This is a genomic window from Amycolatopsis sp. lyj-109 (assembly GCF_046548995.1).
Classification (GTDB): domain Bacteria; phylum Actinomycetota; class Actinomycetes; order Mycobacteriales; family Pseudonocardiaceae; genus Amycolatopsis.
Map to the genome: position 1 here is coordinate 286,460 of NZ_JAJPWR010000009.1, position 21,434 is coordinate 307,893.

18 protein-coding genes are annotated in these 21,434 nt (G+C 71.9%); 14 read left to right on the plus strand and 4 right to left on the minus strand.

What is annotated here, in order from left to right; all coding sequences use genetic code 11:
• Positions 1-9 precede the first annotated feature (9 nt).
• A complete protein-coding gene (locus tag ACLJQF_RS22305; protein ID WP_410611281.1) occupies positions 10-1,503 on the minus strand; it encodes an MFS transporter in 1,494 nt (497 codons plus the stop codon).
• Between the two features lie 286 nt (positions 1,504-1,789).
• Here ACLJQF_RS22305 and ACLJQF_RS22310 point away from each other — a divergent pair, with 286 nt between their 5' ends.
• The 5 genes from ACLJQF_RS22310 to ACLJQF_RS22330 are packed head-to-tail and all read left to right on the plus strand — an operon-like array spanning position 1,790 to position 6,568.
• Positions 1,790-2,395, plus strand: a complete 606-nt coding sequence (locus tag ACLJQF_RS22310) for a (2Fe-2S)-binding protein (RefSeq protein WP_410611283.1) — start codon at positions 1,790-1,792, stop codon at positions 2,393-2,395.
• A gap of 7 nt (positions 2,396-2,402) precedes the next feature.
• Positions 2,403-3,380 (plus strand): FAD binding domain-containing protein, encoded by a 978-nt coding sequence (locus ACLJQF_RS22315; protein WP_410611284.1) that lies wholly within the window; start codon positions 2,403-2,405, stop codon positions 3,378-3,380.
• Positions 3,377-5,527, plus strand: a complete 2,151-nt coding sequence (locus tag ACLJQF_RS22320; RefSeq protein WP_410611285.1) for a xanthine dehydrogenase family protein molybdopterin-binding subunit — start codon at positions 3,377-3,379, stop codon at positions 5,525-5,527. The genes ACLJQF_RS22315 and ACLJQF_RS22320 overlap by 4 nt, the downstream gene beginning before the upstream one ends.
• A gap of 43 nt (positions 5,528-5,570) precedes the next feature.
• Complete coding sequence (locus ACLJQF_RS22325) at positions 5,571-6,350, plus strand: aldo/keto reductase (RefSeq protein WP_410611286.1); 780 nt, start codon at positions 5,571-5,573, stop codon at positions 6,348-6,350.
• 59 nt (positions 6,351-6,409) lie between these two features.
• Positions 6,410-6,568 carry a helix-turn-helix domain-containing protein gene (locus ACLJQF_RS22330; RefSeq protein WP_410611393.1) on the plus strand — a complete coding sequence of 53 codons (159 nt, stop codon included), beginning with the start codon at positions 6,410-6,412 and terminating at the stop codon, positions 6,566-6,568.
• A 164-nt stretch (positions 6,569-6,732) separates the two neighbouring features.
• On the opposite strand, the gene ACLJQF_RS22335 is transcribed toward ACLJQF_RS22330, so the two are convergent.
• The 3 genes from ACLJQF_RS22335 to larB all read right to left on the minus strand — a co-directional run bounded on the left by ACLJQF_RS22335 (position 6,733) and on the right by larB (position 9,062).
• Positions 6,733-6,936 carry a hypothetical protein gene (locus ACLJQF_RS22335; protein ID WP_410611288.1) on the minus strand — a complete coding sequence of 68 codons (204 nt, stop codon included), beginning with the start codon at positions 6,934-6,936 and terminating at the stop codon, positions 6,733-6,735.
• A 252-nt stretch (positions 6,937-7,188) separates the two neighbouring features.
• Complete coding sequence (gene larC / locus ACLJQF_RS22340) at positions 7,189-8,373, minus strand: nickel pincer cofactor biosynthesis protein LarC (RefSeq protein WP_410611289.1); 1,185 nt, start codon at positions 8,371-8,373, stop codon at positions 7,189-7,191.
• The gene (gene larB, locus ACLJQF_RS22345) at positions 8,370-9,062 is read right to left on the minus strand and encodes a nickel pincer cofactor biosynthesis protein LarB (RefSeq protein ID WP_410611290.1); all 693 of its coding nucleotides are present in this window, start codon (positions 9,060-9,062) and stop codon (positions 8,370-8,372) included. Before larB ends, larC begins: the two co-directional genes overlap by 4 nt.
• Positions 9,063-9,248: 186 nt before the next feature.
• On the opposite strand from larB, the gene ACLJQF_RS22350 reads away from it, so the two are divergent.
• From ACLJQF_RS22350 to ACLJQF_RS22390, 9 genes are all read left to right on the plus strand, one after another.
• A complete protein-coding gene (locus tag ACLJQF_RS22350) occupies positions 9,249-10,073 on the plus strand; it encodes an asparagine synthase-related protein (RefSeq protein WP_410611292.1) in 825 nt (274 codons plus the stop codon).
• Positions 10,074-10,348: 275 nt separating this feature from the next.
• Entirely contained in the window at positions 10,349-12,178 is a 1,830-nt protein-coding gene (locus ACLJQF_RS22355) for a BTAD domain-containing putative transcriptional regulator (RefSeq protein WP_410611293.1), read from the plus strand.
• Positions 12,179-12,393: 215 nt separating this feature from the next.
• Positions 12,394-14,058 carry a class I adenylate-forming enzyme family protein gene (locus tag ACLJQF_RS22360; RefSeq protein WP_410611295.1) on the plus strand — a complete coding sequence of 555 codons (1,665 nt, stop codon included), beginning with the start codon at positions 12,394-12,396 and terminating at the stop codon, positions 14,056-14,058.
• 23 nt (positions 14,059-14,081) lie between these two features.
• Complete coding sequence (gene aroF / locus ACLJQF_RS22365; protein WP_410611296.1) at positions 14,082-15,134, plus strand: 3-deoxy-7-phosphoheptulonate synthase; 1,053 nt, start codon at positions 14,082-14,084, stop codon at positions 15,132-15,134.
• Positions 15,135-15,193: 59 nt separating this feature from the next.
• Positions 15,194-17,125 carry an FAD/NAD(P)-binding protein gene (locus ACLJQF_RS22370; protein ID WP_410611298.1) on the plus strand — a complete coding sequence of 644 codons (1,932 nt, stop codon included), beginning with the start codon at positions 15,194-15,196 and terminating at the stop codon, positions 17,123-17,125.
• Positions 17,122-18,438 (plus strand): adenylosuccinate lyase family protein, encoded by a 1,317-nt coding sequence (locus ACLJQF_RS22375; protein ID WP_410611299.1) that lies wholly within the window; start codon positions 17,122-17,124, stop codon positions 18,436-18,438. Before ACLJQF_RS22370 ends, ACLJQF_RS22375 begins: the two co-directional genes overlap by 4 nt.
• Positions 18,438-19,529 carry a branched-chain amino acid aminotransferase gene (locus ACLJQF_RS22380; RefSeq protein ID WP_410611301.1) on the plus strand — a complete coding sequence of 364 codons (1,092 nt, stop codon included), beginning with the start codon at positions 18,438-18,440 and terminating at the stop codon, positions 19,527-19,529. Before ACLJQF_RS22375 ends, ACLJQF_RS22380 begins: the two co-directional genes overlap by 1 nt.
• Positions 19,526-20,122 carry a disulfide bond formation protein DsbA gene (locus ACLJQF_RS22385; RefSeq protein ID WP_410611302.1) on the plus strand — a complete coding sequence of 199 codons (597 nt, stop codon included), beginning with the start codon at positions 19,526-19,528 and terminating at the stop codon, positions 20,120-20,122. The genes ACLJQF_RS22380 and ACLJQF_RS22385 overlap by 4 nt, the downstream gene beginning before the upstream one ends.
• 10 nt (positions 20,123-20,132) lie before the next feature.
• On the plus strand, positions 20,133-21,401 hold the full coding sequence (locus ACLJQF_RS22390; protein ID WP_410611304.1) for an ATP-grasp domain-containing protein: 1,269 nt from the start codon (positions 20,133-20,135) through the stop codon (positions 21,399-21,401).
• Positions 21,402-21,434 lie beyond the last annotated feature (33 nt).

The window sequence follows — 21,434 nt, forward strand, 5'->3', positions numbered from 1 at the left end:
GGTGGCTGGTCAGACGTGGACCGCGGGCCGGCCGGGCCTGGCAGCCTGGTTGTCGTCGGAGAGCTTGGCGTTGACGGCGATCGCGGAGATCAGTGCCGCGAGCGCCAGGATGCCGGCGCACCAGGCGAAAGCCACGGTGTAGCCGTGCACGGCCCCCTGCAGGGTGACGCCGGCGGAAGCCGTCGTCCGCCCCGCGAGCCACGCAGTGGTGGCGCCGGCGGCGACGGTGTTCAGCAGCGCGGTGCCGATGGAGCCGCCGACCTGCTGGGAGGTGTTCAGCATCGCCGACGCGACGCCGGCGTCCTGCGGCCGGACACCGCGGGTGGCGAGGTTCATCCCGGGTGCGAAGGCGGTGCCCATCCCGAGGCCGAGCAGGACCTCGGCGGGCAGGATCAGGGCCCAGTAGGACGTGTCCGTGCCGAGCTGGGTGAGCAGCAGCATCGCGACGGTGCTGGCGAGGAAGCCGGTGACCATGAGGACCCGCGCCGGAACGCGCGTCACCAGCCGGGCGCCGATCTGGGTCGACCCGATGATCAGGCACACCGTCAAGGGCAGGAACGCGAACCCGCTCGCCAGCGGCGAGAACCCGATGACGAGCTGCAGCTGGTAGGTCAGGAACAGGAACTGCGCGAACATCGCCATCATCCCGAGCGCCACGGCCAGGTAGGCACCGCCGCGGTTGCGGTCGGCAACCACCCGCAGCGGGAGCAGCGCCGCACGCGTGCGCGACTCGACGAGCACGAACGCGGCCAGGAGCACGGCGGCAACGGCGAAGAGGCCGATCGTGAGCCCGGCACCCCAGCCGCCCTCTTCGGCCTTGGTGAACCCGTAGACCAGTGCGACGATCCCGGCGGAGCCCAGCAAGGTCCCCGGCAGGTCCAGCCGGTCCCGATTGCGCTCGGCCTCACGGTCACGAAGGTAGATCGCCGCCCCGGCGATGGCGACCACGGCGAAGATGATGTTGACGAACAGGCACCACCGCCAGTCGACGAACTGGGTCAGGACGCCCCCGAGAATCAGCCCGACCGCGCCACCGCCGCCGGCGATGGCGCTGAAGATGCCGAACGCCTTGGCGCGTTCCCGTGCTTCGGTGAAGGTCACCGTGACCAGCGACAGTGCCGCGGGCGCGAGCACCGCGCCGAAGACGCCCTGCAGCGCCCGTGCGCCGAGCAGCATGCCGGTGTTAACCGCGGCACCGCCCAGCGCCGAGGCGAGCGCGAAGCCGATCAGGCCGATGATGAACGCCCGTTTGCGCCCCCACAGGTCGGACAGCCGGCCGCCGAGCAGCAGCAGCCCGCCGAAGGCGAGGCTGTAGGCGGTGACCACCCACTGCCGGTTGGCGTCGGAGAAGTGCAGCTCGTCCTGCACGTGGGGGAGCGCGATGTTGACGATGGTGGCGTCCAGGATCACCATCAGCTGGGCGACCCCGACGAACAGCAGTGCCGTCCACCGCCGGGGGTCCGGCGCCGCGGGGCCCGCGGCGTCAGAAATGCGTTGAGTCATCGGATACTTTCGTCGTGAGAATGGCGTGAAGCCCTGCTGGACCACCTTCCCTCGTGACACGTCCGCGCGGGAGACCGCGCTGTTCCAGGGTCGCGCGTTCAGTGCTGTGACAGGGCACCCCACGGGCGGACGAAACGGACAGAGTACTCCTGTTCGCGGAAAGGTGGGGGGCTCTGTCATTACCCTGAACAGCGCGCCCTTCTCGGGCAGTGACGGGGCCGGTTACCTGGGGCCATGCAGACGTATTCCAGCTGCGCCGTCGATCGGGGACAGAATGACTTCCACAGTGGACGATGAAACGGACGAGCCGGGAAACTTGACCCGGCGGCAGTTCGTCGGGACCTCAGCCGCGCTCGGCGGCATCATCGCCGTCGAGCCGTTGCTGGGCGCGAGCGCGGCGACCGCAGCGGGCAGCGAGCAGGTCACCAGGGAGGTCGAAGTCACGCTGAGCGTCAACGGGCGGCGGGAGACCGTCCGGGTGGACAACCGGACTTCCCTCCTGGACATGCTCCGGGAACGAATGCAGCTGACCGGCGCGAAGAAGGGCTGCAACCAAGGTGCCTGCGGGGCCTGCACGATCCTGCTCGACGGCAAGCGGGTGAATTCCTGCTTGACGCTGGCCGTGATGCACGAAGGCGCGGAGATCACCACCATCGAAGGCATCGCCGACCGCGACCGGCTGCACCCGCTGCAGCAGGCGTTCATCGACCACGACGGATTCCAGTGCGGCTACTGCACACCGGGGCAGATCGTGTCCGGAGTGGGGTGCATCAGGGAAGGCCACACCGGCTCGCGCGCCGAAATTCGGGAGTGGATGAGCGGCAACATCTGCCGGTGCGGGGCCTACACCAACATCGTCAGCGCGATCGAGCAAGCGGCCGGGGAAAGGTGATCGTCCCATGTTTCCCTTCGCTTTCAGCAAGGCAGGTTCGGAGCGCGAGGCGTTGACGGCGGGCGCGGCCGGCGGGCGCTACATCGCGGGCGGCACGACGCTGGTCGACCTGATGCGCGAGACCGTCGAGCGTCCCCCCGCTGTCGTCGACATCAATGCGCTGCCCTATCGAGACATCGAGGCCCGGCCTTCGGGGCTGCGGATCGGCGCGCTGGTGCGGATGACCGACCTGGCCGCCCATCCGCACGTCCGCGCCCAGTACCCGGTCATCTCGGAGGCGCTGGAACTCAGTGCGTCGGCGCAGTTGCGCAACATGGCCTCCATCGGCGGCAACCTCATGCAGCGGCCGCGCTGCCTGTACTTCCGCGACGTGACCGCGGCGTGCAACCGGCGTCAGCCCGGGTCGGGGTGCGGCGCGATCGGCGGGGAGAACCGGACGCACGCGATCCTGGGCACCAGTGACGCGTGCGTGGCGACCCATCCCTCCGATCTGGCCGTCGCACTGGTGGCCCTGGACGCCACCGTCCGGCTGCGATCGCACCAGGGCGAGCGAGTGATACCGGCAGCCCGGTTCTTCCGGCAGCCGGGGCAGACCCCGGACCAGGAGCACGACCTGCGGCCGGGCGAGCTGATCGTGTCGCTGGAGGTGCCCGCCGGGACGTACACGCGCAGGTCGGGGTACCTGAAGGTGCGGGACAGGCAGTCGTACGAGTTCGCGTTGGCCTCGGCGGCGGTGGCCCTGGACATCCGGCGCGGCGTGGTCAACGCGGCGAGGGTGGCGGTCGGCGGGGTGGCCACCGTGCCGTGGCGGTTGACGGCGGTGGAACAGGCTCTGGTCGGACGGCGGGCCGGCGAGCAGCTGTGGACGGACGCCGCGTCTCTGGCTGCCGATGGCGCAAAACCCCTGGCGGACAACGGGTTCAAGGTGGAGCTGATCAAGCGCACGGTCGCCCGCCAGCTCGCCGCGATCGGAGGACTGCGATGACCGGCAATTCCGTGGGCACGCCGACGTCCCGGGTGGACGGGCGGCTGAAGGTCACCGGTGGCGCCACCTACGCCGCCGAGCACGCCATTCCCGGCGTGGTGTACGGGGTGATCGTGAACAGCACGGTGGGCCGGGGCGTGATCACGGCGATCGACACGGGCAAAGCGGAAGCCCTGTCCGGTGTGCTGCGGGTGCTGACCGATTTCAGCGGCGTGCAGCTGGGGTTCGACACCAGCCGGGTGAACTTCTTCGGCCAGGCGGTGGCGGTCGTGGTGGCCACCAGCCTGGAGCAGGCGGAGCACGGCGCGTCGCTGGTGGCGGTGAGCTACGCGCCGCAGCCGGTGCTGATCGACATGGAATCACCGGAGACCGTTCCGAAGCCCGCGCCCCGAAGCGCGCCGTACAGCCGAGGCGACGCGGACGGTGCACTGCGCACGGCACACGCCGTGGTGGACAACACCTTCACGATCGAACGGGAACACCACAACCCGATGGAACTGGCGTCGACCATCGCCCGCTGGGACGGCGGCAAGCTCACGCTCTGGGACAAGACCCAGTGGGTGCAGGGCACGGCGCGCTTCGTGGCCACCTCGCTGGGCATCGACGCCGCGGACGTGCGGGTGCTCTCGCCGTTCGTCGGCGGCGCGTTCGGCAACGCCGCCTTCACCTGGGAACACCAGTACCTGGCCGCCTTCGCCGCCCGCGAGCTGCGGCGCCCGGTCAAGATCGTGCTGACCCGCAAGCAGATGTACACCGGCGTCGGATACCGCCCGGCCAGCAGGCAGCGGCTCGCGATCGGCGCCGGCGCCGACGGCCGGATCAGCGCGATCGTGCAAGAAGTGCGCAGCGAGACCGCCCGCTACACCGATTGGGCGGAAGCCATCACCACCCTCGCCCAGTTCATGTACGGCGGCCCGAACGTGCGCACCCGGTACGACATCGTGCCGGTGGACCTGAGTGCTCCGACCGCTATGCGGGGACCGGGCCAGGTCACCGGCGCGTTCGCGCTGGAGTCCAGCATGGACCAGCTGGCACACGAGCTGGGCGTCGATCCGATCGAGCTGCGGCTGCGCAACGAGCCGGCCACCGACCAGGCACTGAACCTGCCGTTCTCCTCCCGCCGGCTGGCGGACTGCTACCGAGCGGGGGCGCAGCGGTTCGGGTGGCAGCACCGCAATCCGGTGCCCCGCTCCCGCAAGGAAGGCAACCTGCTGATCGGCACGGGCATGGCCGCCGCCGGGTACCACGCGCACGGCTCGGCCACGAACGTGCTGGCCCGGATCAACGACGACGGCACCGCCGAGGTGTTCACCGCCACGAGCGACTGCGGTCCGGGTACCTACACCTCGGTCACCCAGGTCGCCGCCGACGCGCTCGGGCTGCCGCTGGAGCGGGTCCGGTTCGCCCTCGGCGACTCGTCCTTCCCGCTGGCGCCCTACCAGGCCGGTTCGATGACCATGGTCAGCGTGGGATCGGCCATGTTCAACGCCTGCAACGCACTGCGGGACAGCTTCGTGCGCACCGCCGTCGTCGATCCGGCTTCGCCGCTGCACGGGCTCCGCCCCGAGGACGTCTCGGCTCGCAACGGCCGCCTGGTCGCGACCGCGGACCCCGCGCGCGGGGAGACCTACCAGCAGATCCTCCGGCGTCGTGGCCGGCGCAGCATGGACACCACCCAGGGTTGGGAACCAGGCGACGCGCCCACCCGGTTCTCCTCCTATTCCTACGGGGCCGTGTTCGCCGAGGTGTCGGTCGACGAGTCGCTGGGCCTGGTGCGCATCCGCCGGTTGTTCGGCGCCTACGACGGCGGCCGGGTGGTCAACCCCAAGCTGGCCCACAGCCAGGCGCTGGGCGGCATGGTCGCGGGCATCGGGATGGCACTGCTCGAAGGAACCACCGTCGACCACCGCGACGGCCGGGTGATGAACGCCAACCTGGCCGACTACCTGGTGCCGGTCAACGCCGACGTGCCCGAGCTCGACGCGATGTTCGTGACGAGCGAGGACACCGAACTGGACCCCATCGGGGTGAAGGGGCTCGGCGAAGTCGTGATCGTCGGCGTGCCCGCGGCGATCGCCAACGCCGTGTTCAACGCCACCGGCCGCCGCGTCACGAGCCTGCCCATCACCTTGGACAAGCTGATGTAGCGCGCGACCTGCCATGACATCGAACGACAAGGGAGTGACTGGAGTGAAGCACGTAAAGCTCGGAGACCTGGAGGTTTCGCGGATCGGCCTGGGCGCGATGGGAATGTCCTTCGGCTACACCGGTGCGGGTCAGGACGACGCCGAGTCCATTCGCACCATTCACCGCGCGCTGGACCTCGGCGTCACCTTCATCGACACCGCGGAGATCTACGGTCCTTACACGAACGAGGAGCTCGTCGGCCGGGCGCTCAAGGGCCGCCGTGACCAGGTGGTGGTGGCGACCAAGTTCGGCTTCGTGTCGCACGTCGGCGCCGGTCCGGGCAGCCTCGACTCGAGCCCGGCGAACGTCCGCGCCGCCGTCGAGGGTTCGTTGCGGCGGCTCGGTACCGACTACATCGACCTGTACTACCAGCACCGCGTCGACCCGGACACGCCGATCGAGGACACGATCGGCGCGGTGGCCGAGCTGGTCGGGCAGGGCAAGGTGCGTCACATCGGGCTGTCCGAGGCATTCTTCCTCCAGCACAGCGTCGTGCTCCTGCTCGCCTACACCGAGAGCCTGCCCGGCGCCACGATCAACGCGGTGAACACCAACGGGCACGCTGAGGGGGGCCCGGCTACCGCTCTGCGCGCGCACGAAAGCAATCCGGCCAGCCTCAACGCCGACCAGGTAGCGGAGTACGTCTGGGCCCTGCTCGACATCAGGTCGGTAAGCGCTGAAAATCAGCGGGAGGCGCTGCGGGCAAACCACAGGCGGGTCGTCAGGCGGGCCTACCCGGAGGCCGCGCGAAAACTGGACGCGGCACGCGGGCCGGACTGGTAGCAGGAAAGGGCCCTCATTCTCAGCGACCTCCGAAGACCGGCCGCGGCATCAAATGCCACCTGGACGAGTCGACGGTCGTTGCCCAGTACGACAGCGGCCTCACAGTGCGCGCGGTCGCCGAGCTGAACGGCGTCTCCTACGGCAAGATTTACCGCCTGCTCCAGGACACTGACGTCCAGCTCCGCCCTCGCGGCGGGAAACCCTCAAGGGAAGCCTGAAGCTGGCACGCTGCCCCAGCGTTGCATGGGTGATACAGAACCGACCTGCGTGTCGGTCAACGAGTGCGCTCCGACGAGGCGCAGGATCTAGCCGCGCCGGGTGCGGGTGCGAGCGCCTCAGCACCTCATGGACGCAACTGTGGCCACGACCTCGACGCTCTACTTCACTTTCCGCCGCCGGCCGCGCCGAACCGACGGGGACTGCCCGCGGTGTAGGCGTCCAGCGCGGCCCCGAGTTGCGGCTCACCGATGACGACGGCGTCGAATCCGCGATCTGCACTGCGCATCGCCGCCAGCAGCCGGGTCGCCTCGGGCCGCCGTTTCCAGGGGATCGAGCGGGACTGCCCGACGTCGAAGTACTCGGTCACGATCTCACGATGCTTGTCGACCGCCTTGTCCGCGCGTCGAGCAGCAGCCGCAGCAGAGCGCCCGCAGCGCCGTGCGACAACTGCGGCGGGGATGCCGGAAGCACGGGCGCAACCCCGAAGAGTAGTACCCGACCGCGAGGTGGACCAGGGTTGTGCAGCACCGACACGTGAACACGCCGAACAGGCGCGCCCCCCCCGGATCCGCATGTCCCGAGCCGGTCGGCTACCCGGCCCGGGGCGTGGACACACCGGTCACGATCCCGCGGCCGCGCGGACCTCCTCCAGCACCCGGCGCAGCGGCTGCCCTGTGGCGACCGCGGCGGCCTTCACTTCCTCGTACTCCGGCTGCGCGGTCACGACGACCCCGTCGAGGTACCCGCGCTTCACGCTCACCGGGCGCCCGCGGTAGTCCACGGTCACGCTGTCGCGCGGCAGCGACCGCCGCTCGACGGGGGACAGCCGCACGCCCAGCGTCGACGTGTGGGCGAACACCGCCGCGCAGACACCGTCGACGCGGTCGTCCGCCGCCAGCGCCGTCAGGACCATGCCCGGCCGGCCCTTCGGCGCGGTCACCGGCGCGCACCACGCGTCGGCCGCGCCCGCGGCGCGCAGGGCCGCCAGGACGTCGGGCCACAGCCGGGGATCGAGGTCGTCCACCGTCGTCTCGACGACGGTCATCTTCGCCCGCACCCATGTCCGGTCCGGCTCCGCGGCCGACCCGACGACCACCCGGACGATGTTCGCGTGCCCCGGCGGATCGGCCGTTCCCGCGCCGACGCCGACCTCGACCGGCACGCAGGCCGGCATCGGGCCGTACGCGTCGGCCAGCGTGACGAGCAGCGCGGCCCCCGTCGGCGTGCACAGCTCCCGTGCGGCGGGGTGCGCGGCGACCGGTGCGCCCGCCGCGGTGAGCAGCGAGAGCACCGCCGGTGGCGGCACGGTGAGCCGGCCGTGCGCCGCGGTCACCGTGCCGCCGCCGACGGCGATCGGCGACACCGTCACGGTCGCCTCGAGCAGGCCCAGCGCGTCCAAGCCGAGCGCACAGCCCACGATGTCGACGATCGCGTCCAGCGCGCCGACTTCGTGGAAGTGCACGTGGTCCCGCTCGATGCCGTGCACGGCGGCTTCCGCGTCGGCCAGCGTGTCGAACACCCGGGTGGCGAAGCGTTCCGCGGCACCGGTCAGCGCGGCGGACGCGATCAGGTCGAGGATCTCCGGGAGGTGGCGGGCGTGCCGCGTCTCGGGCGCCTCGACCACGACCTGCCGCGCCCGCAGCCCGTGCCGCCGCACCACCTGCTCGGTCAGCCGGACGTCGTCGACGCGCAGCCGGGCCAGGCCATCGACGATCCCGGCGAAGTCCGCGCCCGCGTCGACCAGCGCGGCCAGCAGCATGTCGCCGGCGCAGCCGTTCCCGGCGTCGATCCACGCGACGGTCACGGCGTCACCGACTGCCGCGCGACGCGGGCCGCGGCGACGCCCGCGCCGAAGCCGTTGTCGATGTTGACCGTCACCACGCCGGGGGCGCAGCTGTTCAGCATGGTCAGGAACGCGGTCAGGCCGTCGAGGTGCCAGCCGTAGCCGACGCTCGTGGGCACGGCGATCAGCGGCGTGCCGCACAGCCCACCGAGGACAGTGGGCAGCGCCGCCTCCATCCCGGCGATCGCCACTACGGCGTCGGCGCCGGCGATCCGGTCGCGTTCGCCCAGCAGGCGGTGCAGACCGGCCACGCCGACGTCGACGACGAGATCCGGCTCCGCGCCGAACACGGCCACCGTCGTGGCGCATTCGCGGGCGACGGGCAGGTCCGACGTTCCCGCGCAGACCACGGCCACCCGGCCGCGCGGTGCCGGGACGGTCCCGAGCGTCACCGTCCGTCCGGCGTCGTCGACGCCGGCCTCCGGCAGGCGTTCCCGGCACAGCGCCCGCGCTTCCTCCCCGACCCGCGTGGCGAGCACCGCGCGTCCGGGATGGGCCTCGTGCAGCCGAGCCAGCGCGGCCGTGATCTGCTCCGGCGTCTTTCCCGCACCGAACACGACTTCCGGATCCCCCGTGCGGGCGGCCCGGTCGAGATCCAATCGCGCGAAGCCCAGATCGGCGGTTGCCGCCGTAACCCCAGTCGTTACCACCTTCGAGACGTTAGCGTTCCGGCGCGCTGTATGTAAACTGTTTCGGGGGATGCCGTACGAATCCGGCAATGGAGTCGACCTATTGTGATCGGCTCGTCACGCGCAAGGCGCATCGAGTGGGGGGAAAGTGCTGTTCCTTGGTCGAAGAATGATCACCGCGAACGCGCGACCAGCGGGGAAAGAGTAATGGGCGCCGGAATCGAAGATCGGCTGCTGGGCCGCGTCCGCGAGCTCGGGAGCGTCGCGGTGGCGTTCTCCGGCGGCGTCGACTCGGCGCTCGTGCTGGCCGCGGCCGCGCGGGCCCTGCCGGCCGGACGCGCACTGGCGGTGATCGCCGACTCGCCCAGCCTCGCGCGGGCGGAACTCGATGCCGCGCGGGGGATCGCGGCCGGTCTCGGCGTCGAACTGGCCGAGGTCGCGACCGCCGAGCTGGCCGTGCCCGGGTACCGGGACAACGCCGGCGACCGCTGCTACTTCTGCAAACAGGCGGTGCTCGGCGCGGTCGGCGACCTCGCGTTCCGGCGCGGGTTCGCGCACGTCGCGACCGGGACGCACGCCGACGACCACCGCGCCCTGCACCGCCCAGGCCTGCGCGCGGCCCGTGAGCTGCACGTCGTCGAGCCGCTGGCCGAAGCCGGGCTGGGCAAGGACGACGTCCGCGCGCTGGCCGCCGCGTGGTCGCTGCCCGTCGCCGGCAAGTCGTCGACGCCCTGCCTTGCGTCACGTATCTCCGTGGGGGTACCCGTCTCCTTAGGAAGGTTGGGACTGGTGGAACGCGCCGAGATCGCGGTGGGCGCGCGGCTGGCCGAGGCGGGGATCCGCCCTCGGGACCTGCGCGTCCGCCTGCTCGGTGGAGGATTTCGGGTGGAGGTGGATGGTCCTGCGCACGCGGCCGTCGAAGCGCGGCCGGGGCTCGCGGCCGCGGTGATCAGCGAGCTCGGTGGCCTCGGACTGAGCGGCCCGGGTGCGGTCACGGCCTATCGTGCGCCCGCACTCGCACCGCCACCCTAGGTGCTATTCGCCCGCGCATTCGTCGTAGTCATTTGTGCCGTCACCGAACGAGTAGGAAAATCAACCTACCGAATCCGCCGCTATCGTGTTTGGTTCGTTCATTGACTCATTGTTGCGATTCGAGTGCGGTCCGTGTTGATCATTCACCGGCGTACCGTGATGAAAGCACCGTGTCGATTGTCGCGTCTCGCCAAGTGCTTTCTTCGCTAAGTTTTACGGGTTCAGCGTGCGCCGCCGCGTACGGTGGCCGCACGCGTACGGTGGGGGAGGATCGGATGTACTTCGAGTTGCTCGGCACCCTGCGGGTCCAGCGCGACGGGGAGCGGGTGGACCTCGGCGGCCCGCGCCAGCAGCGGCTCCTGGTGATGCTGCTGCTCAGCGCGAACAAGGCGGTCGGCGCCGACCGGCTGCTGGAGGCCATGTGGGACGGTGAGCCGCCGGTGACGGCGCGAAGACAGCTGCACAACGCCGTCGCCGCACTGAGACGCAGCTTCGGGACCGCCAAGCACCTCGTCGTCAAGGACGGTCCCGGCTACCGCATCACCGTCGACCCGCACGGCGTCGACGCGCACCGGTTCACCGCGATGGTCGCGTCGGCCTCCGCGGCGGCCGCCGCCGGGCGTGCCGCCGCGGCCGTCGAGCTCTTGGAGGCGGCGCTCGCGCTCTGGAACGGGCCCGCGCTGTCGGGGCTGGACAACCCCGTGTTCGAGATCGCCGCCGCGCGGTTCGAGGAGAACCGGCTGACCGCGACCGAACGGCTCGCCGCGCTGCGCCTGGACGGCGGAGAGGCGTCGGCGCTCGTGCCGCAGCTGGGCGAGCTCGTCTCGGGACACCCGCTGCGGGAGGAGTCCCGCAAGCTGCTGATGCTGGCCTTGCACCGGTGCGGGCGCACGGCCGACGCGCTCAACGCGTACGAACAGGGCCGCCGGATGCTGCGCGACGAGCTGGGCGTCGACCCGGGCGCGAGCATCCGCGAGCTGTACGAGCGGATCCTGCGCGACGACCGGCCGAAGCGGCGGCCCGAGCCCGCCGCGGGCCGGTCGTTCCTGCCGTACGACAGCGCGCACTTCACCGGTCGCGCCGAGGAGCTGCGGGCCCTGTCGGTGAGCCGGTCGGCGGGAACCTCGCTGAGCATCCTCGCCATCGACGGCATGCCCGGCGTCGGCAAGACGACACTGGCCGTCCGGCTCGCCCACCAGCTGGCGCACCGGTTTCCGGAGGGGCACCTCTACCTCGACCTGCACGGGCACACGGCCGGCCGGGAGCCGCTCGAACCGGAGGCGGCGCTGGAGCGGCTGCTGCTCGACTTCGGGCTCGCGCCGGACCGGATCCCCCGCGGCTGTGGTCAGCGCGCGGCGCGCTGGCGCGCGGAGCTCGCCGAGCGGCGGGTCCTCGTGGTGCTGGACAACGCCCTCGACGCCCGGCAGGTCCGTCCGCTGCTGCCCGGAACGGGAAAGGCGCAGGTGATCGTCACCAGCCGCCGACGGCTGGCCGGCCTCGATGGGGTGACGGCCCGTTCGCTGGACGTGTTCGGTCCGCCCGACGCGGCGGCGCTGTTCACCCGGATCGCCGGCGCGGACCGCACGGCGGGCCGGGCGGACGCGGTCGCGGAGGTGGTGGCGCTCTGCGGGTACCTGCCCCTGGCGGTGGCGATCGCGGCGTGCCGGTTCCACAACCGGCCGGCGTGGTCCCTCGACGATCTGGTGTTCCGGCTGCGCGACCGCGTCACGCGCCTCGCCGAGCTGAGCCTGGAGGATCGCAGCGTGGCGTCGCGGCTCGAGGTGTCCTACGGGAGGCTGCCGGCCGGGCAGCGCCGGCTGTTCCGGGTCCTGGGCGCGACCATGCGCCCGGGCGAGGATTTCGACGCCGCCGACGCGGCGCGGCTGGTGGGCCGGCCGGTGCCGGAGGCGGAGCGGTCGCTGGAGGCGCTGTTCGACGCCCACCTGCTGCGCCAGCGCGCGGCGGGGCGGTACCACTTCCACGACCTGGTCCAGGAGCACGCGCGGACGAAGGTGGACGAACCGGATCTGGGCGACGGGCTGCTGACCACGTTCGGCCGGACGACGCTGGCTTCGGTCGGCGAACTGGAGCGCAGCATCGGCTGAACCGCTTGGGCCACAACGATCCGTCCGTAGCCGACCGGCTCCGGACGGTTTTCTTTTGCCCGCCGGTGATCGGGCGAACTCGCTGTGCGACTCCGATATCTGTTGTCCCGCAACGCCGTCGCCGCCGATGCAGCACTGATGCGTCGCCGATGGACGCACCCGGCATCCTCGGTGGTGGAGTCGAAAGCCGCGGTCCCGCAGCAGAAAGTGATGCCATGGAGTTCACGCACAAGACCGTACTGAGCCCGGAACTGCGGGCTCAGGTCCTCGCCGACCCGACCATCGGCGGCGGCAACCTGCTGCCCGCCATGCTCGAGCTCAACCCCTTCCCGGACGAGCCCTTCATCCACTCGCTCACGCCGATCCCGTACACCGACGGGGACACGAAGCACTGGTTCAGCCTCCGCGACCTCGACCACCTCGTGCAGAGCTGGTCGGTCTGGTACCTCGAACGGGGTGTCCGGCCGCACGACCGGGTCGCCGTCTTCCCGCCCGACTCCCTTCAGTACTTCCTGCACCTTTCGGCGCTCGCGCGGATCGGCGCGATCTCCATGCTCATCAACAGCAACGCGAAGCGCGACAGCGCCGTCGCCCTGATCGAGCGCAGCGGGGCCGTCGGCCTCTACACCGACTCCGAGCGGCTCGCCCGGATCGCCCCGGACCTCGACCGGCTGCACTTGAAGTGGGTCCACACCGAGCATGACGGGCCGCCGTCGGCCGTCCTGCCGGACGCGGACCACTTCCGGCACCACCCGGACGACCCCGTCGGCCTCATGCACTCCTCCGGCACCACCGGTCTGCCGAAGCCCGTCATCCACACGCACAAGACCATTTTGGACGGTCCGAAGTGGCGTGCGGTGAACTACCGGGAAGAGCCCGACGCGCTCATCCTGAACGCGCTTCCGCAGTCGCACCAGGGTTGTGTGTCGTTCAACGCCTACGCGGTGCTGGGCGGCCAGCCGATGGTCGTCTGGCGCGACGTCTCCGGAACCGAACTCGCCGAGGCCGTCGAGACGCACAAGCCGACCATGGTGATGGCGTTCGGCCACGCCTACCCGGAGCTCGCGGCCGTCGAGACGCGGAAGGGCGCGCTCGACTCGGTCAACATCTGGGTGTCCATGGCGGACGCCATCCACGAGCGGCACCTGAAGAACATCCTCGGCCGCCGTTCGCCGGAGCTGCCACCGGCGGCGTTCCTCGACCGGCTCGGCACCACCGAGCTCGGCTGGGGCGTGCTCATGCAGCCGCGCACGCTCGCGACCGAGCGCAACGACCGCTGCGTCGGCAAGCCGGTCGGGTTCGCCGACGTCGCGATCGTGCGGGAGAACGGCACACTCGCCGAGCCCGGCGAGTACGGCTTCCTCGGCGCCAAACCGCCGTCGATGACCGTGGGCTACTGGGGGAACCAGGACACCTACTACCGCAGCAAGCTCGCCGGCTACTGGCTGACCGGCGACATCGCGTACCGCGACGAGGACGGCAACTTCTACCAGGTGGACCGCGCGGTCGACGTCGTGCACACGGCCGCCGGGCCCGGCTACTCGGTGCTGATGGAGGAGCTCATCCTCAACGAGGTCGCCGGGGTCGAGGACTGCACCGTCGTGGCCGGCGGCCACCGCGGGGAACAGGTGGCCGTGGCCGTCGTGACCGGCCGGGACGTGGACGCGGAGAAGGTGCTGTTCGCGGCCAACGAAGCCCTGCGCGCCAACGGGAAACCCGAGCTGTCCGTCGTCGAGGTCGCCACCGGCGACGACGACTTCCCGCTCGGTGTGACCGGCAAGTCGCTCAAGCGCTTCCTCCGGGACAAGTACAAGGACCTCGCCGTCCACGTCCGGGACCGCCGGGGCAAAAACCTCGCGACGAGCGACGCGCTCGCGTGACCTTCCGAGAAGAGACGATCGCCGTGACCCACCAAGACCAACTGCTCGTGTTCGACGAGACCGTGACCCGCGCCCGGGTCGACGGCTGGCTGCGGTACCTGGAGTCCGCCGGCTCGCCGACGCAGGTGTACCGCCTCGGCGCGAGCCACGTCCTCCCGGTGTCCGGAGTGGACAACGCGGAGCTGCTCGCCGCGGCGGCGGACCTGCCCTCGCCGACCCGGCGCGTGCCGCGGGGCGGCGAGGCGTGGCTGGGCCGCCGGGAGCTCCGCCCGGCCGGCACCGCGGTGTCCCTCGGCCCGACCACGATCGGGGACGGCTCGGTGGCGGTGATCGCCGGCCCGTGCGCGGTCGAGACACCGGAGCAGATGCTGGCGACGGCGGCGCTCGTCGCGGAGCACGGCGCCGTCGCGTTGCGGGGCGGGGTCTTCAAGCCACGGACGTCGCCGCATTCGTTCCAGGGGCTCGGGTTCGGCGGTCTCGAGCTGCTCGTCGAGGCGCGGAAGCAGACGGGTTTGCCGTTCGTCACCGAGGTCGTCGACGCGGAGCACGTCAAGCGGCTGGCCGAGGTGGTGGACGGGTTCCAGATCGGTGCGCGGAACATGCAGAACTTCGCGCTGCTGAGCGCGGTGGGTCAGAGCGGCCTGCCGGTGGTGCTCAAACGCGGGTTCGGCTGCACCGTCGAGGAGACGCTCGCCGCCGGGGAGTACCTGCTGCTCGAAGGCAACGACCAGGTGGTGCTGTGCGAGCGCGGCATCCGCACGTTCGAGCCGTCGTCGCGGTTCACGCTCGACCTGACGGCGGTGGCGCTGTGGAAGCAGCGCACCCACCTGCCGGTCATCGTGGACCCGAGCCACTCGGGCGGACGGCCGGAGCTGGTGGAGCCGCTGTCGCTCGCCGCGGTCGCGGCCGGGGCGGACGCGCTGCTGATCGACGTCCACGTCCAGCCGGAAGAGGCCCTGTGCGACGCGAAGCAGGCGCTGCGGCCGGAGCAGTTCGCCGGGCTGATGACCCGGCTCGCCGGCGTCGCGGCCGGCCTGGGCCGGAGCGTGCAGAAAACGCTGACCAAGACGTCGTGAGTGGTAATTCGGGTCAGAACCCCAAATACCACTCACGACCTGTACGGGAGTGGGAGACAGTGTTCGGGGAGACGTCGGAGATCGCGGTGGTCGGACTCGGCCCGCGCGGGTTGTCGGTCGCGGAACGGTTGAGCGCGAACGCCGGCGCGCTCGTGCCACGCGGCCACCGGCTCGTGGTGCACCTCGTCGACCCGCGGCTGGCCGACGGCGGCCAGGTCTGGCGCAGCACGCAGGACCGCCTGCTGCTGATGAACACCGTCGCCGGCCAGGTGACCATGTTCGTCGACGAGACGGTCGACTGCGCGGGCCCGGTCGTGCGCGGTCCCAGCCTGTACGAGTGGGCGCGTTCGATCGCGCTGCTCGGCAGCCCGGACGTGCCGGACGCCGTCCGGGCCGAAGCCGAGGCGCTCGGCCCGGACGACTACCCGTCACGGGCGTTCTACGGCAGCTACCTGCGTTGGACGCGGCGGCGGATCACGCGGACCGCGCCGCCCGCGTTGCGGTTCGTGACCCATCAGGCGCGGGCGGTCGACGTCCGGGACGGCCACGCCGGCCGCCAGGACGTCGTGCTGGACGACGGCACGATTGTCGCCGGTCTGGCCGCCGTCGTGCTCGCGCTGGGGCACCAGCCGCACGAGCTCACCCCGGCCGAAGCGGAGCTGAGCCGGTACGCCGGGCGCTACGGCCTGCGCTACTTCGGGCCGGGCAACCCGGCCGACGAGCCGACGGACGGCGTGCCGGCGGGGGAGCCGGTGCTCCTGCGCGGGATGGGCCTGAACTTCTTCGACCACCTGGCCCTGCTCACGCTCGGGCGCGGCGGCCGATTCACCCGCGAGCCGGGTGGCGCGCTGACGTACGTGCCGTCCGGACGGGAACCGCGGCTGGTCGCCGGATCGCGGCGCGGTGTCCCGTACCAGGCGCGCGCCCGCAACGAGAAGGGCGCATCGGGCCGGCACGAACCGCGGTTCCTCACACCGGCGGTGATCGGGCGGCTGCGGGACGGCGCCGACTTCCGCCGTGATGTCTGGCCGCTGATCGACCAGGAGGTGCGCACGGTCTTCCACGCGGCCCAGGTGCGGCAGCGGGGGTGCGCCTGCGACGTCGAGGAGTTCACGGAAGCCTTCGCCGCGGCCGGCCCCGCCGAGGTGCCGCTCGACGGCGATCCCCTGGCGGTGCGGGAGACCGGGGCGCAGCGGATCGTCCTGGCCAAGTTCGGTCTCGACCGGAGCTGGGACTGGCGGCACGTCGCGGTGCCCTACTCGGCCGCCGACCTCGCCTCGACGGCGACCTTCCGCGCGTGGCTGCGGTCCGCTGTGGACACCGAGCTGGCCGAGGCGCGCACGGGCAACGTGACCGGCCCGCTCAAGGCGGCGACGGACGTCCTGCGCGATCTGCGCAACGAGATCCGGCTGGTCGTCGACCACGGCGGGATCTCCGGCGCCTCCTACCGCGACGACCTGCGGCGCTGGTACATGCCGCTCAACGCGTACCTGTCGATCGGGCCACCCGCCGAACGCGTCGAGCAGTTCGGCGCGCTGCTGGACGCGGGCGTGCTCGAGGTGCTCGGCCCGGACCTGCGGATCGAAGGCGCCGGCGGCCGGTTCGTTGCGCGGTCCGCCGCGTGCCCCGACGTCGTGGTCCGCGCGAAGACGCTGATCGAGGCGCGCCTGCCGGACACCGACGTGCGGCGCACGACGGACCCGCTGCTGCGGACGTTGCTCGCCCGCGGGGAGTGCCGCCCGTACCGCATCGGCGAGTTCGAGACGGGCGGCCTGGCGGTCACGCGGCGGCCGTACCACGTGGTGGACGCGGAAGACCGGCCCCACCCGCGGCGGTTCGCGTTCGGGGTACCGACCGAGGCGGTGCACTGGGTGACCGCGGCGGGGATCCGGCCGGGCGTCAACTCGGTGATCCTCGGCGACTCGGACGCCATTGCGCGGTCGTGCCTGGGGATCGCGGTGGAACACGATGAACTGGGGAGGACCGCATGAGTGAGCTGCTCGCTCCCGCGTGGGCCGCGACCGGCGCCGGCGCGCTCGTCGACGACCACGCGCTGCTGATCGCGATGCTCGACGTCGAGGTCGCCCTCGCCGAGTCCCAAGCCGAACTGGGCGTGATCCCCGAGGAGGCGGCGAAGGCCATCCGGGCCGCCGCGATCCCCGGAAACCTGGACCTCGCGGCCATCGCCGAGGGCGTTCGCGAGACCGCGAACCCCGTGGTCGCCTTCGTCGCCGGGCTCACCGCCGCGGTCGATCCGGCCGCCGCCGAGTACGTGCACCGGGGCAGCACCAGCCAGGACATCCTCGACACCGCCCTGATGCTCCTCTGCGCGGCCACGCTGGGCCGCGTCGAGCGGGACCTGCTGGCCACCGCCGGGACCATGGCCGGGCACGTCCGCGCGCACCGGGACACGCCGATGGCCGGGCGCACCCTGACCCAGCACGCCGTGCCGGTCACGTTCGGGCTCAAGGCCGCGACCTGGCTGCACCTCGTGCTCGACGCCGTCGAGCGGATCCGGCGGGCCCGCGCCGGACTGCCGGTGTCGATCGGCGGTGCGGCGGGAACCCTCGCCGCCTACGCGGAGTACGGTCCCGGCGCGCCGGAGCTGCCGGACCGGGTGGCCCGGAAACTCGGCCTGGCCCGGCAAGTACTGCCGTGGCACGGGATCCGGACGCCGATCGCCGACGTCACGTCGGCTTTGCTCGTCACCACTGGCGCGCTCGGCAAGATCGCCGCGGACGTCCTCGTGCTGTCGCGCACCGAAATCGGCGAGGTCACCGAAGAGCGGGCGCCGGGCCGCGGGGCGTCCTCGGCCATGCCGCAGAAGCACAACCCGGTGTTCGCGACGCTGGTGGCGACCGCGGCCCGGCAGCTGCCGCCGCTCGCCGTCGTCCTCTTCCAGTCGATGACGGCCGAGGACGAACGGTCTTCGGGCGGCTGGCACGCGGAGTGGCAGCCGCTGCGGGACGCCCTGCGCACCACGGCCGGCGCCGCCGCGAACGCCGTCTGCCTGGCCGAGACGCTGCGGGTGCGACCCGAGGCGATGGCGGCGAACCTGCGGCTCACCCGGGGCGCGATCGTCTCCGAACGCGTCAACGCCTTCCTGGCCCCGAAGCTCGGCAAGGCCGTGGCCAAGCGCCTGCTGGCCGAGGCGGCCGCCGAAGCCGAGCGCAGCGGGTCGGACCTGGCCGACGTGCTCGGCGCGGACGTTCCTCCTGGCCTGCTGGACCCGGCGGGCTACACCGGGCTCGCCGGTCCACTGGCCGACCGGGCCCTGGCCCGCTTCGAACGCGAGGAGTACTGATGACCACCCTGGAGTTCGCGCCCGAGCGCGTCGAGCCGATGCCCGCCGAGCAGCGCGAAGAACTGCTGCGCATGCCCGGATTCGGCTCGCTCTACTCCGACCACATGGTGACCGCGCGGTGGACCGCCGTCCGCGGCTGGCACGACGCCCGGACCGGTCCGCTGGCCGCGTTCACCCTGCACCCGGCCACCATGGCGCTCCACTACGGACAGACCGTCTTCGAAGGGCTGAAGGCGTTCTGGCGCCCGGCCGGGCAGCGCGTGCTCTTCCGGCCCCGCGACCACGCCGCCCGGTTCGCGCGCTCGGCCCGCCGGATGGCCATGCCCGAGCTGGCGGAGGCCGACTTCGTCGCGGCGGTGGAGGCGCTGCTGCGCGTCGACGGCGACTGGGTGCCGAGCGCGCGCGGCCACAGCTTCTACCTGCGGCCTTTCCTCATCGCCGCCGAGACGCACCTGTCCAACCGGCCCGCCGAGGAGTACCTGTTCGCCGTCATCGGCAGCCCCGCCCGGCCCGCCACGGCCGAGCCGGCGCCGATCCGGCTGTGGGCGTCCCCCGAATACGTCCGCGCGGCCGACGGCGGCACGGGCACGATCAAGTGCGGCGGCAACTACGGCGGGTCGTACATCGCGCAGCGCGAGGCCGTGGCGCACGGGTGCGACCAGGTCGTCTGGCTGGACGCGCGCGAACGCCGGTACGTCGAAGAGGTCGGCGGCTCCAACCTGTTCTTCGTCGAGGGCGACCGGCTCGTCACCCCGCCGCTGAGCGGAACACTGCTGGCCGGCATCACCCGGGACTCGATCCTGCGGCTGGCCGGGCGGCTCGGCCTGAGCGTCTCCGAAGAGCCGGTCACCCTCGACGGCTGGGAACGCGGCTGCCGGGAGGGACGCATCACGGAGACGTTCGCGTGCGGCACGGCGCGTGCCGTGGCGCCGGTCGGGCACGCGGTGACACCGGACGGCGAGTGGCCGATCGGCGACGGCGCCACGGGCCCGGTCACCCGCCGCTTGCTGAACGCCCTGCTGGACGTCCAGTACGGCCAGGCACCCGACGAGTTCGGCTGGCTGCACGCCGTGACCGGGGGCCGTCCGTGAACGTCGACTTCTACTTCGACCCGGCCTGCCCGTTCGCCTGGATCACTTCGCGGTGGATCCTCGAGGTGGACCGGCACCGCGACCTCACCCTGCGGTTCCGGGTGATGAGCCTCGGCGTCCTCAACGAAGACCGTGAGATCGAGCCGTGGTACCGCGAGTTCTGCGACCGTTCGTGGGGCCCGGTCCGCGTCTGCGTCGCCGCCGCGCAGCACCACGGCGAGGAGGTCCTCCGCGACCTCTACACGGCGCTGGGCACGCGGATCCACAACGGACGGAACAAGGACTTCCCCGACGTCGTCGCGCAGGCGCTGGCCGAGGTCGGCCTGCCGCCCGCACTCGCCGAGGCCGCGGACAGCACCGACTACGACGAAGCTCTGCGCAAAAGCCACGCCGAGGCGCTGGCGCCGGTCGGCGCGGACCTCGGCACGCCGGCGATCCACGTCGACGGCACCGGCTTCTTCGGCCCGGTGCTCAACGCCATCCCGCGCGGCGATGAGGCGGTGAGCCTCTTCGACGGCGTCGTGGCGCTCTCCCGCAACCCGCACTTCTTCGAGCTGAAGCGCGCCCGTACGCCGGGCCTGGACTACGAATGAGGGAACGGACATGAGACGCATCGGGTTCGTCGAGTCGAATCGGTCCGGGTCCGGGTTCGACGCCCTGCGGGCGGCACGCGGGCTGGGTCTGCACGTCACCTTCTTCAGTTGCGGCCTGGACCGCTACCACGCGACGCCGGGCGGCACCGAAGTGCTCGAAACGTGCGTCGACGAGGTCGTGACCTGTCCGACTCACGAGCTGGAACCGCTGCTGGAGGCGGTGAAGGCGGTCGACGCCGCGAAGCCGCTCGACGCGCTGCTCTCGGTGGCCGAATACGAGGTCATCCAGGCCGCCGAAGCGGCCCGCCAACTCGGCCTGCCCGGCCCCGACCCGGCCGCCATCCGGATCGCGCGGGACAAGGCCGCGCAACGGCGGCGGTGGGCCGCGCGCGGCGTGCCCGTCCCGGAGTTCCGCGTCGTCACCACCCTCGAACACGCCGTGCGGGCCGCCGAAGAGATCGGGCTGCCGTGCGTGGTCAAAGCCGTGGACGAGACCAGCGGTGCGCACGTCGTCCGCTGCACCACCCCGGACGAGGTCACCGCGACCTTCACCGCGATCCGGTCCGCCGCGACCAACCGCCGCGGCCAGGCCCGCTCGCCCGAGGTGCTCGTCGAAGAATGCCTCGTCGGGTTCGAGGTCAGCGTGGAGATCCTGGCCGAGGCCGGTGCCGTCCGCGTGCTCGGGGTGACCGACAAGATCCTCGGCGGGCGCAACCGGTTCATCGAGCTCGGGCACGGCTTCCCGACGGCGCTGCCGGACCCGGTCCGGCGCGAGCTGGAGTCGGCCGCCGTGGCCGCGACGACGGCCGTCGGCTTCGACCTCGGCATCGCGCACGTCGAAATCAAGTACACCGGCGCGGGCCCGAAGCTCATCGAGATCAACCCGCGCCCGGCGGGCGACCGGATCACCGAGCTGATGGACCGCAGTTTCGGGCGGTCCACGATGGAGTTGCTGATCCGCCAGTACCTCGGCGAGTCCGTCGGCGACGTCGTCACCGAACCGGGGGGCGGCGCGGCGATCCGTTATCTCACCGCCGATCCCGGCGTCGTGACGGAGGTTACCGGCCTGGCCATCGCCGCCGCGCTGCCCGGGGTCCGCGAGGCCGTCGTGTCCGTCGGGCCCGGTGAGCGGGTGGAGGCGTTGCGGGTGAACGAAGACCGGGTCGGTCACGTCCTGGCGACGGCCGGTGACGCCTACCTGGCGGGCCGGATCGCCGAAGCCGCCGCCCAGCAGATCGTGGTCGGCACCCGCGCCGATGCGTCGCCGATGGTCCGCTGATGGCCGCGTCGGCGAGGCTGGACCCATTGGAGC

Excerpts from the sequence above, each read along its gene's own strand:
- ACLJQF_RS22305 (WP_410611281.1), bottom strand. The coding sequence starts at position 1,503 with ATGACTCAACGCATTTCTGACGCCGCGGGCCCCGCGGCGCCGGACCCC.
- ACLJQF_RS22315 (WP_410611284.1), top strand. The coding sequence starts at position 2,403 with ATGTTTCCCTTCGCTTTCAGCAAGGCAGGTTCGGAGCGCGAGGCGTTG.
- ACLJQF_RS22320 (WP_410611285.1), top strand. The coding sequence starts at position 3,377 with ATGACCGGCAATTCCGTGGGCACGCCGACGTCCCGGGTGGACGGGCGG.
- ACLJQF_RS22350 (WP_410611292.1), top strand. The coding sequence starts at position 9,249 with ATGGGCGCCGGAATCGAAGATCGGCTGCTGGGCCGCGTCCGCGAGCTC.
- ACLJQF_RS22355 (WP_410611293.1), top strand. The coding sequence starts at position 10,349 with ATGTACTTCGAGTTGCTCGGCACCCTGCGGGTCCAGCGCGACGGGGAG.
- ACLJQF_RS22360 (WP_410611295.1), top strand. The coding sequence starts at position 12,394 with ATGGAGTTCACGCACAAGACCGTACTGAGCCCGGAACTGCGGGCTCAG.
- ACLJQF_RS22375 (WP_410611299.1), top strand. The coding sequence starts at position 17,122 with ATGAGTGAGCTGCTCGCTCCCGCGTGGGCCGCGACCGGCGCCGGCGCG.
- ACLJQF_RS22380 (WP_410611301.1), top strand. The coding sequence starts at position 18,438 with ATGACCACCCTGGAGTTCGCGCCCGAGCGCGTCGAGCCGATGCCCGCC.
- ACLJQF_RS22390 (WP_410611304.1), top strand. The coding sequence starts at position 20,133 with ATGAGACGCATCGGGTTCGTCGAGTCGAATCGGTCCGGGTCCGGGTTC.